Source organism: Pirellulimonas nuda (assembly GCF_007750855.1).
GTDB classification, from domain to species: Bacteria; Planctomycetota; Planctomycetia; order Pirellulales; family Lacipirellulaceae; genus Pirellulimonas; species Pirellulimonas nuda.
Genome location: NZ_CP036291.1, coordinates 688,942 through 701,269, shown reverse-complemented (window position 1 = coordinate 701,269; position 12,328 = coordinate 688,942). Strand labels below are relative to the sequence as shown.

The window sequence follows — 12,328 nt, the reverse complement described above, 5'->3', positions numbered from 1 at the left end:
GGGGGTCGGCATCGAGGGGGCGTCCCAGTGCGATCAACGCGCGCATGGGATGCAGGTCGCCGAGAGGATCCCGGATCCCGGGCGCAGATGCCGGCCCGGGGGTTTTGACCGCCGGCTAGTTGGCCCCGACGGCGAACTCTTCCCCGCTGCTATGAACGGTCGGCGGCGTTGGGGTGGGTCGGGCGCGGCGGCGGGGGCGGCGGACGACGGCGATTAGCACCATCGCTGCGGCGAGTCCCGCAGATGCCCCCGCCATGTCGGCGGCCCAGTCGAGGGGGTCGCAGTTGCGGCCGAACCAGGGTTGGGTGCATTCGTCGATGGCCGCGTAGATCGACAGCGTAAGCAGGATTGCTGCGGATTCCCGCAGCCCGAGGGCGCCGGCAACCAGCCGCCATGCGATGCCGCAGAACAGCGCCAGCAGCCCGAACCCGACGGTGTGGGCCACCTTGTCCCAGGAGCCCGCGTGCGCGGGGGCGAGGTCTGCGGGGAGGTGCGTGGCCACCAGCAGCGACAGCCAGTAGCCCACGGCCAGCAGGGCCCAGAACCGCGGGTTGGTGGGTAGGAACATTCTCATCCGATCGATTGTACCGGCGGGGTGCGGCTGACGCGGGGCTGTTTCCCGCAACCTCTCTCTTAACATACACTCCGCTGATGAGCGGGGCGCGAAGCGTTGCAAGCATCGGACAGCAGCCAATAGCCGACGGACTACGCCCCGTCGGCGTGCCACGAACAACACATCGACTCTGCTGCCCCGTTTTAGTTACTCTGACTCAGCTGCTCTGACGGGGCCCAGCCCGTTGGCTGGCGGCGGCGTCCCCTGCGGTTGCTCGCGATTGAAGGTACGGAACATGGATACGGCCGGTTCGCCAGAAAATGACCAGTTTTTTCTCCGCAAGGCGATCGAGGAGGCCCGTCGGGCCGCTGAGGAGGACGAGGCGCCCATCGGCGCGGTGATCGTCCGCGACGGCCGCGTCATCGCGGCGGCCCACAACCAGCGCGAACAGCTCCGCGACCCAACGGCCCACGCCGAGCTGATCGCCATCACCCAGGCGGCCGCTACCGTGGGCGACTGGCGGCTCGAGGGATGCACGCTGTACGTCACGCTCGAGCCCTGCCCGATGTGCGCCGGGGCGATCGTGCAGGCGCGGATCCCGCGCGTGGTGTACGGCGCCCCCGACCCGAAGGCGGGCGCCGTCGATTCGCTCTACCGGCTGCTTAGCGACGCGCGGCTCAACCACCGCTCGGAAGTCACCGGCGGCGTGATGGCGGACGTGTGCGGCCACCTGCTGACCGACTTCTTCGCCGCGAAGCGGCGCGCCTCGAAGAAGTAGGTCGCTGCGCGACGCGCGTGGTTGGAGCCGGAAGCGTCAGCGCCCGGAGGTCACAGCAACCACTCCTCCGGGCGCTGACGCTTCCGGCTCCATGCGCCCTCCATGCGGGCCGCCAATGAGAGGAGCCCCGGGGCTGCAACAGTTGCAACTCCGGGGCTCGCTCCGCTCAATCGATAGCGTCGATCGGCTCTAGTATCCGTGGGCTTTTCTCGCTTGCGCGTCCCGCGGCTCTGCCGCGCTAGTTGCTCTGCATCTCGTACACGAGCTGGGCCGGCGGCACCTTCGAGGCGATCCGGCCGAAGGCTTCGAGCATCTGGTCTTCCATCTCGGCGATGGTCGAACCCCCCGGCACGCTGATGAACAAGCCGTTGCCGGCGAAGGCCGCGGCCCGCATGAAGTCGCGGTCGGCGCCGGCGCCCACGGCCATGGTGTGGACCGTGATGCCGCGTTCGGCCGCCTTGGTGACCTCCCAGAAGGCGTACTGGATGTTCTTGTCGCTGGTGGAGTAGTCGGCGGTGCCGTTGCCGTCGAAGTCCGTCCAGTCCTTCCACTGGAAGCTGCCGGGCAGGCTCCAGTTGTTGGGCCGGCGGTTGGCGTTGCCGTCGGTCATCAGGATGATGGTCGGGCGGGCGCCGTAGCGGGAGTGGCCGGTGTCGTTGGCGTCGCTTTCTTTGCCGACGAGCAACTCCCGGGCCTTGAGCACGCCGTCGCCGATGTTGGTGTAGACGTCGTAGTGGCCCGCTTGGTGGCGGCGCTGGATGGCGTCTACAGCGGCGTAGTCGTCGGAGATGGGGTCGCTGGTGAGGTCGAGGTTAACCTCGCCGTCTTGGTGGGAGTCTTCCCACACCGCGTAGGAGCCGTAGCTCACCACGCCGATCTCGTCGCCGTAGCCGAGCTCATCGAGGAAGTTCAGGAAGAGCGAGGCGCCGTTCTTGACCGCGGTGAAGGGGTAGTGCGAGGTCCGCCAGAGGTCTTCGGACTCGGTCCACGTCATCTGGTTGTTCTGCTGGATGTAGTTCATCAGCGAGCGGAAGCCGAACTTGCGTTTGTACGTTCCGCCGTTGCTCTTCACGTAGTCGATGTAGCTCTTCCACCGCGACTCGCTCTGCGAGTCGGTCGGGAAGTTTTTGGGAGAGCCGTCGCTGTAGCGGCCCGATTGGGGGTACGGGTACTTGAGCGTCCCGTCCGATTTTTTCTCTCCCAGTTTCAGTTGGCCGTAGATGTAGTCGGTGTTGCTGCTGTTGATGTACGTGCCGACCGAAGAGTTGATCCCGCCGAACGCCGGAAGCCACTTCTGTACGCTGGGCTTGTCGGGCCAGCGGGCGTCGCTGTCGCGCAGCTCGTCCCACATGACGTCCAACGAGGCCTCGACCTGCGATTGGCCTAGTCGACCGAAGGCGCTGATCTCGGTGTCGTCGCTCATCGAGCCAGAGAAGTCCAGCACCAGCACCATGTCGCGCGCCTCAACGAAGCTGGTTGCTGTGGTTTGCAACGGAACGCTCTGGCGGCCGACCGCCCAGCCGAAGGCGAGCGGCAGCTCGCCGTTGGGGGAAGAGAGGTCCGCGTCCGTGCGGCGGGCGACCACCTTCACCACGTTGAAGGGGGACTGGTTCCACTGGGTCACCCAGCTATCGGTGTTGAAGTCGTAGCCGCGCTTGCCGAAGAAGACGTCGGTGTCCGCGTCGACGTGCACGCCGTTGGCGGCCGCAATATCGGCGGCCATCAGCCGGGCGCGGGCGACGGTGTCGGAGTTCGCGTCGATGTTCGCGGAGCCCTGCCCCTGGCCGGCGGCGTAGACCGCCGCGGTGATCTCCTGCGACGCGGCCAACGACGCGGCGTCGACCGCGTTCTGCATCTGGGTCTCGGTGAGCACGATCCGGCCCGAGTCGATCGAGAGCGACACGAACGCAAAGATCACCACCAACAGCAGCCCCGTGAGCACGATCACCACGCCGCGCCTGGGCGCGGGGACCCTTCGGCGGTTCTGGACCAAGGACTTCATGACACGTTTCTCCGGGAAAGTTCGAGCTTCTGGCTCACGTACTTGGGAAGTAAAACGACGGTTCTTAAGCGACGACTCGGACGATACGGATTGCTGTCTACTGGCTGATGGTCGCACGGCCGTTGCGGAACACCATCGTGGCGGACATCGAGTAGTCGTCGCCCGGCGCCACGGGGGAGTAGCTCACCCCGGAGTAGTCGGCCGAGACCTGGACCTCGAAGAGCCGCAGGTCGTTTGTGGGCTCGTCGATGTCGAAGTCCAGCGACGGGTTGTCGTGGTCTTTGATCCCCACCTGCACGCTGTCGCGGGGGATGCCGTTGGACGCGAGGAACGTCTTCACGTCGTCCGACAGCTTCTGGTTGGCGGTCTGCCCGTCCCGCAGCAGGCCCTCGCGGTCCATCGACGCGAAACGGGCGCCTTCTCGGGCGGCGGTGGCCAGCAGGTTCTGAGCCTCGTAGACGCGGTTCACCTCGATCATGCCCACGGCGATCGCCATCAGCACCGGGGCGATCACGGCAAACTCGACCGCTACGGCGCCGCGGCGGTCGGTCTTTGGAGACCTGTTTCGTGTCATGGTCAAGTTCCTGGCAGCGGACGGGGTTGGGCGGCTACTCATGGCGGATGAACGCTTGTCCCTGCAGGACCACGCCGTGCATGAACGGCATCGGCACCAGGGCGATCGAGTTGTACGGCACCTTGGCCCGCACCATGAACATCTGCCGAGACTCGGCGTCGGCGAGCTCGATATCCGGCATCGCCTCGAGCTGTGTTGCGGCCGTGTCTGGGGCGGACGTCGTCTCCATCGAGGCGGCGCTCTTCACGTACACCGTCACCGACGCCGGATTGATCGCGCTGGATAGGACGTTGCGTACGTGTGTCTCGACCCCCGCCGACGAGCTGCCGGTGGTCGACCCGAGCCGGGCGCCCTCGCGGCACGCGCTGCGGAGAACGTTGTTCACCATCTGCGCGTGACCGAACTCGATCAGGGCGAAGATGAAGAACAAGAACACCGGCAGCACAAACGCCGCCTCGATAGCGGACGTGCCGCGACGCTCGTGTTGACGGGGGGTTCGGGGCATGGCCGAAACGCGGAGTAAAAGTAGCCGACGCGCCAAGGACGGGTCGCGGGGCAAAGCGCCTGGAAAAGCACGGTTGGATAAGTCTCAAGGGCAATGAATAATTGGCCCTCTACCAGAAACGTAGGTCACGTTTCCCCCCCGTGCGGGGAAAATAACCGGGGGCGTTGAGAGATGGGGCCGGGCCGGCCGCGCCTAGTGGAACCCTTCTCGGCGCATCGTCGAGGAACCAGGCAGACGCGGGGCGGGCTCACCCGGCAGAAGCGGGACGCAAGCCGTCGCACAGCGGGGCGTTGCGCTCAAGGCCGACCGGCGCGGACGCACCAACGAGAAGCCTACCCCAAGCTTTCCCTGCGTGCCGGCAGAGAAATCAATCGCGGGCAGAAAGACGCCCGAGGCCGCGGCTCGTTCCGCTGGGCCTGGCTGGGGTCAGAGGACTGATCGCGGGGCCCTACCAGCGGGCTTCGGCGCGGGCGGTCAGGCCGTCGAAGCCGAGCGAGTTGTCGAGGTCGACATAACTGTTGGACTGCACGCCGCGGATCCACTCATCGGTGGGGAGCACGCCCCCCCAACGCTGGAAGAGGTAACCGGCAGAGACCATGAAGCGTTCCTTGGGGGTGCTCCAGGCCAGCCCCAACTCGTACTCCAGGATCGACGCGAAGCGGTTGTCTTCCCACACCGAGTTGGCCAGCAGGGCGGTGGTGGTGGCGTTGGTTTGCGTGAAGTCCGCGTTCACCCGGCCGGTCATCGCCGAGGCGCTGGTCCGACCGTACACGCTGAAACCCCCGGCGAGCCGGCGCCGGCCGTCGAGGCCCGCCTTGAGGCCCGCCCCTTCGAAGTCTACGTTGGCCCGCGTGTCGATCTGCCCCCCCGCTCCGCCGCCGAAGACGCCGGTTTGCGAGAAGGTTTGGTCGAGCTGTGCGAACACCGCGCCGAGCGCGTAGTTCAGTTCGACGTAGCGCGAGCAGGTGATCGCGTCGCGGTACATCACGTCCGCCAGGCGGAAGCTGATGTCGTAGTTGGCCGTGACCGGGCCGACCGAAGCGGTCAGCGCGGCGCCGGGGTGCAGCACCAGCGAGCCTACCGCGCCCCCCCCGCCCGTGATGTTTGGGGGCGTCACGGTGTCGGTCCCGTCGACCTGGAAACGGGTGTAGGAGACGGCCAGGCCGGAGCACTCGTCCAGCCACAAGCCGCCGCCGACGCGGTAGCCCGAAGAGTAGTCGGTATCGACCGTGCCGATCTGTCCGAACGGCACGGTGCCGGCGCCCCCGATCCCGTTCTGCTGCTGGGCATGGGTGACGTCGCCGTCGATGCCGCGGAGGTGCAGGTACTCGCCGAAAACAAAGCTGCGCGGCGTGCAGAGTTCGCACCTGCCGGGCGGGGGGGGCGACACGGGCACACAGACCGGCGCGCACGGCGGCGGGCAGGTGGGGCACGCGGGCCCGCACGGCTCCATCATGATCGGCGGGCAGTCCATGCCGGTGTCGACGTACGCGTAGCCTTGGGCGAGCCGCACCAGGTCGTCCGCCCGCTGCATGGGCAGCGATTGCTGCAGGGGTTGTGGGTCGGGCGCCGTGAGCTGCGTCGCCAGCAGCGTCTTGCCCGTGTCGTGCCGGATCCGCACCCGCTGGCCGACCATCGCGGGGAGGTCGACGCCGCCGTTGGGCTCGACCAGCCGCACGATCTTCCCGTCGCGGTCGGCGATCGCGTAGGGGGGCGCCCCCGCGACGCGGTTCGGGTTGGCCACCAAGGTTCCCGACGCCACCACGTCCGCGCTCGGCGTGGCGGGGACGCTGCGGTTGGCGGTCCACAGCGCATCCTGCGCAGCGGCCGGGGTCGCGACCAACAGGGCCGCCAGCACCCAGCTAGCAGGGGCGTTTCGTGCGGTTCGGGGCAGATTTGGTTGGGGCATCCTCGCCACCTAAAGTTTTGGGTCCGAACAGCCGACACGGCTCCGGATGCGGGGCGGCTTATAGAACCTGGTCGCAAAGCAAGCAAGCCCGATCACCCCCCGGGGACGCGTGTCCCCTAGCTAGCCGGCGGGCTCCGCCCCGTCAGGGGGCGTCCGAACGACGCGTCCATTGACGCACCCCGACGGGGCGGAGCCCGTCGGCTACTTGCGCCAAAGTGGGGAGGGGCGCTTGCTTGGGGGCTACGCTTCTTCGATCGTGACGGACGCGGGCGCCCGCGCGGTGGCCAACGCCGCCAGGCAACCCTGGGGCGCCCGCAGCGCCGCGACCCAGCACCGTGGCTCGGCGATCGGGTTGGGTTGCGGCAGGTCGATCCACTCGGCCGGCTCGGCGGAGGTGGGGACCGCGAACGACGTGAGCGGCTGCAGCAGCCCGGTGCCGATTAGCTTCACCACCGCCTCCTTGCGGGTCCACACCCGCAGGAATGGGGTGTCCGGCTCATCGACCTCGATCGCCGCGTGCTCGCTGGGGGCGAAGTAGCGTCGGGCGATGGCGCGGGCATCGCGGACCTTGCGGAAGACTTCCAGGTCGACCCCCAGCTCGCCGAGGGTCGAAACCGCCAGCGCCGCCCAGTCGCCCGAGTGGGCCAGGTTGAACGACGGGTTCCCGCCGCCAACCAGGCTGGGCTTCCCCTGCGGCCCCGTGCTGAACCGCAGCGCCTCGGGCCGCTCGCCCGTCAGCTCCGCCAGCCGCGTGCGCAGCCCCACGTGCGAGGCGACGTAGCGGGTGCGGCTCACGTCGCGCACCAAGCGGTGCGCCCAGGCGGTTTCTGCCCCGTCCAGCAGCGACCACTGGGCCGCGGTGCAGGGGTCGCACGTGCGCCAGTACCAAACGCGGATGGCGGGTGGATCCGTCATAGCACACACGAAACCCAATAGCCGACGGGCTCCGCCCCGTCGCTGCGCTTCGGACCGGACGCGATAACAGAAGGACCGCGACGGGGCGGAGCCCATCGGCTATTCGCTTTTCCCGAACGCTTGCTCCGACTGCGACGCTCGGCTCGCTTAGTCGACTTCTTTCTCTTCGATCCAGCTCATCATGCGGCGCAGCTCTTTGCCGACCTGCTCGATGGGCAGGGCCCGCTCGCGGCGGCGGGTCGCCTTGAAGCTGGGGGCGCCCGCCTTGTTCTCCAGCATCCAGTCGCGGGCGAACCGGCCCGACTGGATGTCTTCTAGGATGCGCTTCATCTCGGCGCGGGTCTCGTCGGTCACGATCCGCGGGCCGGTGCGGTAGTCGCCGTACTCGGCGGTGTTGCTCACGCTGTAACGCATGTAGCTGAGGCCCCCCTGGTACAGCAGGTCGACGATCAACTTCACCTCGTGCATGCACTCAAAGTAGGCCATCTCTGGCTGGTAGCCCGCCTCGACCAGGGTGTTGAAGCCCGCCTTGATCAGCTCGCTGATGCCGCCGCAGAGGACAGCCTGCTCGCCGAACAGGTCGGTCTCGGTCTCTTCGGCAAACGAGGTGCGGATCACGCCGCCGCGGGTGCCGCCGATCCCCTTGGCGTAGGCCATGCCGATGTTGAAGCTGGCGTCTTCGTTGTCGCCGCCGGTGGCGATCAGGCAGGGGACGCCGCCGCCGGCCACAAACTCGCTCCGCACTAGGTGGCCCGGGCCCTTGGGCGCCACCAGCAGCAGGCCGACCCCCTTGGGGGGCTCGATCAGCCCGAAGTGCAGGTTGAACCCGTGCGAGCACATCAGCACGTTGCCCGGCTTGAGGTTGGCGCGGATGTCGCGCTCGAAGACCTCGGCCTGCAGCTCGTCCGGCAGCAAGATGTTCAGCACGTCCGCCTGCTTGGCGGCGTCGGCGGCGCTCACCGGCTCGAAGCCGTGCTTCTTGGCCAGGTCGTAGTTGGCGCCCCCGGGGCGCTGACCCACGATCACCTTCACGCCGCTGTCACGCAGGTTCTGCGCGTGGGCGTGGCCCTGCGAGCCGTAGCCCAGGATGCCAACGGTCTTGCCGGCAAGGTGCTTGAGGTCGGCGTCTTTGTCGTAGTAGACCGTGGCGGCCATCAGGATCTCCGAGAAATCGTTAAGTGAAAATGCCTTAAGGGAGATGGCCACAAAAAGGCACAAAGAGCACAAAAAATCCTCAATGACCAAAGACTGGACGCCTGCGTCATGCAGTTCTTCTATTGGTTATTGGTCATTCCGTCTTTGTGCTTTTTTGTGCCTTTTCGTGGCCATCGTCCGTCTTTCGTTATCCGTGCTTAAGCTTTGTCGTTCGCCGGCTGGCTTGCCGAGCGGACCATCGCGATCCGGCCCGTGCGGACCAGCTCGACGATGCCGAACGGCCGCATGACGTCGATGAACGCCTCGATCTTCTTCTCTTGGCCGGCGATCTCGACGATCATCTCGTCGGCCGACACGTCGACCACGCGTCCGCGGAAGATGTTGGTCAGCTCCTGCGCCTCGCTCCGCTTGCCGGACGGGGTGCGGACCTTGATGAGCATCAGGTCGCGCTCCACGTGCTCCTGCGAGCTGATGTCGTCTACCTGGACGACGGTGACGATCTTCTCCAGCTGCTTGCGGACCTGGTCGAGCACGCTGTCGTCTCCGACGACCACGAAGGTCATCCGCGACAGGTCGCGTTGCTCGGTTTCGCCCACGGCGAGGCTGTCGATGTTGTAGCCCCGCGAGGCGAGCATCCCCGCGACGTGCGCAAGCACGCCCGGTACGTTTTGAACCAGGGCCGAAAGCACGTGCCGCATAACCGCCTCGCGGGAGTCCTAACTGTAGGGAAGGTAGAAGTTTAGTCACGGCCCATGGGGCCCGCAACCGGCCGCAGGACACGCCCGGCGGGGCCAATGTTCACCGGCCCGGCGGCGGGGGCTATAATCGGGGCATGGACACGCCCACCCCCCCGATCGCCGTTCCCCCCGCCATCCCGATCACCCCGGAGCAGCGGGCCGCCCTAGCCGCGGGGGACGGGTATGCCGAGTTCTTCGACCCGCAGTCACAAACCACCTACGCGGTGGAGCGGGTGAAGCCGTTTCAGCTGACCCCCGAGGGCGAGCGCAAGCTTCAGGAGGGGATCGACGCGGTCGACCGAGGCGACGTGGTTGAGTTCGACCCGGAATACTTCCGAGGGGTTATCGCCGCTGCTGCCAAGCGGGCGAACGGCCAATGACTCGGTACACGCTCTCGGCGCTCGCCAAGCTCGACTTGGCAGAAGCGCTGGCCTATATCGCAGGTTTCGATGAGAGAGCGGCGGATCGAATGCTGCTTCGGATCGAAGCTCTCTCGGCTGTCACGCAATCCAGAGATGGGCGAAAGCTTTGAGATCAGCGGAAGAAGGATGCGTCGCCTCACGGTCCGCCCCTACGTGCTTTTCTATGCCGCGGACCCGAATGGCGTCTACGTCTACCGCATCCTCCACGGCGCCCGCGACATCGACTCCCTGATGGACTAGCTCAAGCCGCCACGCGCAGCGTCACGTCTAGCAGCGTCACCAGGTCGAGCGCGTTGTGGTGCAGGATCTGCTCCATCTCTTCCGCACGCCCCGTGCGCACGTACGCGTCGTACGCGGCCGGGATGCGGGCGCCCGGGATGTCGAGCGCTCGGCGGCGGCGGCAGACTCGGCTCTCGAGCGTCAGCAGCCGGCAGTCGGGGAGCAGGTTCTTCCACTTGCGCCGCGCGGGGTGCAGCACGTCTAGGTGCAGCGCGGGGCACGCCAGCGCGTGCGACTTGTGCAGCAGGTGCCGGCGGCTGCGGTCGAGCACCGTGGGCCAGTCGAAGCTCTTGCCGTTATAGGTGACAAGCGCCTCGGCGCCCTCCAGCCGGCGCCAGAGCGAGTGCAGCACCGCGGCCTCCTCGGCGTAGTTGCGGGCCAGCAGCAACTCGACCACCAGCCGGTGGTCGACCTCACGCAGCAGCCCAACCAAGAAGAGCGCCGCCCCCCCCAGCCCGCAGGTCTCTAGGTCCAGCAGCACCGAGCGCGCGGGGAACGCCGACAGCCAGGCCGGGAAGGGCTCGGCCAGGTCGTCCAGCTCCATCAAGAACTGCCGTCGGGCGTCGACCAGGCGCTCTCCCCCGGGCCAGAGGTCGCCCAGCGGCACGACGATCGACAGGTGCTCGCCGGCGGGGGTCGACTCGACAACGCCGGTCGAAAGCAGCCCCGTGGCCGTCGCAGGCAGCAGCGGCGCATCGCGCACCACGGGCCGTGGTGGCGGCGCGGGTGCGCCGTCGACGCGGTCGCGGTTGAGCGCTTCGAGGCGGCGGCGGAGGGATTCTTGCATAGCGGGGGCGCGTGGTGACTTGATGCGCTATCGTACGCGGCGGGAGTCGCGGATCCCAACCCCAAGCAACCCAATAGCCCAGTAACCCAGTAGCACCGCAACCCAATAGCTGCCAGCTATTGGGCTATCACTTGTCTTGGCGCTGTGCTGCTTTTTGGGCCATCCGCAGGATGCTTGTCTCGGTGGTCCATGCTTCCAGCTCTGGGAGGGGGACCCACCGCACCGCGTGCGACTCGTCACTGACCACGGGTTCTGCCCCCGGCGGCGCGACCAGCAAGAAGCGGATGTCGTGGTGCTCGTGGGCCGGGTCGATCTGGGCGCCCGCTGCATCGTGGCGGGCCGGGATCAGGTGGACGTCGACATCCAGCGGCGTGTGGGGGTCCACCGCCTTGAGCCCCGGGATGCCCGTCTCTTCTTCTGCCTCGCGCATCGCGACGCGCAGCACGTCGGCGTCGCCGTCGGCGTGCCCGCCGGGCTGCAGCCAGATCCCCAGCTTGCGGTGGTGCAGCAGCAGCACGCGGGCGCCGTCGTCCGACACGATCCAGGCGCTCCCCGTCACGTGCCCCGGCACGCACGTACGCGCGAAGCAGTCCTCATGCGCGGCGACCAACGCACGCACCCGGTCGGTCATGCCACGCTCCGCGGGAAACCGAGCGTCGTGGCGGTCGAGCAGCGCTAGCAAGGGTTGTCGATGCATCGTTGTCAGTTGCCAGCCAGTTGTCAGTTGCCAGTTGTCGGTTGTTAGTTGCGGAGCGTAGTTGGCCGACGGGCGCCCCCTCACCGAGCGAGGTTCCAACTCGCCAGCGCGTACTTCTGAGCACAAAGCCCCTCAACCCGCTCCAACGCACGCGGGGCGCTTTCTTCCGCGGCCCCCCAAACCCGCGTCAGCGACTCAGCAAGCTGTGGCGCGGTTGCGTGGAGGTTGGCGACAAACTCCCCGTGGGGCCGGCGTTCTCGGTAGTCGGGTTGCCGCTCGGGGGTTCCCAGCAGCTCGGCCACCAGGGGCAGGTCGGCCGCGTACAGCAGGGTGCCATGGTACAGCAGCCGATCGCGGGTGACGCGTAGGCTGTTGCCGCTGACCTTGAGCAGCCTCCCCTGGCGCTGGACGGCCAGGTCGCTGGTGCCGGCGATCCGCACGGTCGGCTCGAAGGGCCGCAGCGCGTCGACCAAGTTCCCCAGCACGTAGCGGTGCGCCGCGTCGATGGCCCGCGCCTCGGGTCGTTTGGCCGTATTGAGCACCACGGCGTACATCAGACAGCCGGGCAGGGCGACTACCGTAGCGCCGCCGCTGATGCGTCGCAGCACCGCCGCGCCGTGGCGCCGGCAGGCCTGTTGGTCGACCTCGCTCTGGCTGGGGCTGGCGCGGCCCAGCACGACCATCGGGGTGGGGGTCTCCCACAGGCGGAGCGTCTCTTCCCCTTCTGATAACAGCGCCTCGTCGAGCGCCAGGTTCTCGGCGGGGGTTGGGAGGGTGAGGTAGACCAGGCGCATGGCGCTATGCGTGAGGGGGCGACTTTGGGGGTGGCGCCGATTGTAGCGTTTCGGCCCGCCGCGGGCCGCAGAAACGGGGCGCAATGGGCATTGGACGCCCGGGAGTGTCGTCCCACAATTGGGGCAGTCATAAACTCCGTTAGCGCTCTAAGTCGAATTGTGCTTGAATGTTTTTGTGCTGCTAGCGGTGGCGCGGAAGAAAATTGATTTGCCGCGCCGCG

The 12,328-nt window shown here is 67.5% G+C and carries 14 protein-coding genes; 3 read left to right on the top strand and 11 right to left on the bottom strand.

What is annotated here, in order from left to right; genetic code table 11:
* Nucleotides 1-115: 115 nt before the first annotated feature.
* The gene (locus Pla175_RS02910; protein ID WP_145281173.1) at nucleotides 116-568 is read right to left on the bottom strand and encodes a VanZ family protein; all 453 of its coding nucleotides are present in this window, start codon (nucleotides 566-568) and stop codon (nucleotides 116-118) included.
* 280 nt (nucleotides 569-848) lie between these two features.
* On the opposite strand from Pla175_RS02910, the gene tadA reads away from it, so the two are divergent.
* Nucleotides 849-1,331, top strand: a complete 483-nt coding sequence (tadA, locus tag Pla175_RS02905; RefSeq protein WP_145281171.1) for a tRNA adenosine(34) deaminase TadA — start codon at nucleotides 849-851, stop codon at nucleotides 1,329-1,331.
* Between the two features lie 238 nt (nucleotides 1,332-1,569).
* On the opposite strand, the gene Pla175_RS02900 is transcribed toward tadA, so the two are convergent.
* The 7 genes from Pla175_RS02900 to ilvN form a co-directional block, all read right to left on the bottom strand.
* Nucleotides 1,570-3,333, bottom strand: coding sequence for a TadE/TadG family type IV pilus assembly protein (locus tag Pla175_RS02900; RefSeq protein ID WP_145281168.1), 1,764 nt, complete (start codon nucleotides 3,331-3,333; stop codon nucleotides 1,570-1,572).
* 97 nt (nucleotides 3,334-3,430) lie between these two features.
* On the bottom strand, nucleotides 3,431-3,907 hold the full coding sequence (locus Pla175_RS02895) for a TadE/TadG family type IV pilus assembly protein (RefSeq protein WP_197527230.1): 477 nt from the start codon (nucleotides 3,905-3,907) through the stop codon (nucleotides 3,431-3,433).
* Between the two features lie 34 nt (nucleotides 3,908-3,941).
* Nucleotides 3,942-4,412 (bottom strand): TadE/TadG family type IV pilus assembly protein, encoded by a 471-nt coding sequence (locus Pla175_RS02890; RefSeq protein ID WP_145281164.1) that lies wholly within the window; start codon nucleotides 4,410-4,412, stop codon nucleotides 3,942-3,944.
* A gap of 448 nt (nucleotides 4,413-4,860) precedes the next feature.
* Nucleotides 4,861-6,321, bottom strand: a complete 1,461-nt coding sequence (locus Pla175_RS02885) for an Lpg1974 family pore-forming outer membrane protein (protein WP_145281162.1) — start codon at nucleotides 6,319-6,321, stop codon at nucleotides 4,861-4,863.
* A gap of 240 nt (nucleotides 6,322-6,561) precedes the next feature.
* Nucleotides 6,562-7,236 carry a 4'-phosphopantetheinyl transferase family protein gene (locus Pla175_RS02880; RefSeq protein ID WP_197527229.1) on the bottom strand — a complete coding sequence of 225 codons (675 nt, stop codon included), beginning with the start codon at nucleotides 7,234-7,236 and terminating at the stop codon, nucleotides 6,562-6,564.
* A 147-nt stretch (nucleotides 7,237-7,383) separates the two neighbouring features.
* Entirely contained in the window at nucleotides 7,384-8,391 is a 1,008-nt protein-coding gene (gene ilvC, locus Pla175_RS02875) for a ketol-acid reductoisomerase (protein ID WP_145281158.1), read from the bottom strand.
* A gap of 197 nt (nucleotides 8,392-8,588) precedes the next feature.
* Nucleotides 8,589-9,089 (bottom strand): acetolactate synthase small subunit, encoded by a 501-nt coding sequence (gene ilvN / locus Pla175_RS02870; protein ID WP_145281156.1) that lies wholly within the window; start codon nucleotides 9,087-9,089, stop codon nucleotides 8,589-8,591.
* 134 nt (nucleotides 9,090-9,223) lie between these two features.
* Here ilvN and Pla175_RS02865 point away from each other — a divergent pair, with 134 nt between their 5' ends.
* Together Pla175_RS02865 and Pla175_RS02860 are read left to right on the top strand one after the other, a co-directional pair.
* Complete coding sequence (locus Pla175_RS02865) at nucleotides 9,224-9,508, top strand: hypothetical protein (RefSeq protein ID WP_145281154.1); 285 nt, start codon at nucleotides 9,224-9,226, stop codon at nucleotides 9,506-9,508.
* 69 nt (nucleotides 9,509-9,577) lie between these two features.
* Nucleotides 9,578-9,790: a type II toxin-antitoxin system RelE/ParE family toxin gene (locus Pla175_RS02860; protein ID WP_145281152.1), complete on the top strand. Its 213-nt coding sequence runs from the start codon at nucleotides 9,578-9,580 to the stop codon at nucleotides 9,788-9,790.
* Between the two features lies 1 nt (nucleotide 9,791).
* On the opposite strand, the gene Pla175_RS02855 is transcribed toward Pla175_RS02860, so the two are convergent.
* The 3 genes from Pla175_RS02855 to Pla175_RS02845 form a co-directional block, all read right to left on the bottom strand.
* Nucleotides 9,792-10,616, bottom strand: coding sequence for a ribonuclease H-like domain-containing protein (locus tag Pla175_RS02855; protein ID WP_145281150.1), 825 nt, complete (start codon nucleotides 10,614-10,616; stop codon nucleotides 9,792-9,794).
* Nucleotides 10,617-10,743: 127 nt separating this feature from the next.
* Nucleotides 10,744-11,313: an NUDIX hydrolase gene (locus Pla175_RS02850; RefSeq protein WP_145281148.1), complete on the bottom strand. Its 570-nt coding sequence runs from the start codon at nucleotides 11,311-11,313 to the stop codon at nucleotides 10,744-10,746.
* An 80-nt stretch (nucleotides 11,314-11,393) separates the two neighbouring features.
* Entirely contained in the window at nucleotides 11,394-12,107 is a 714-nt protein-coding gene (locus tag Pla175_RS02845) for a lipoate--protein ligase family protein (protein ID WP_145281146.1), read from the bottom strand.
* Nucleotides 12,108-12,328 lie beyond the last annotated feature (221 nt).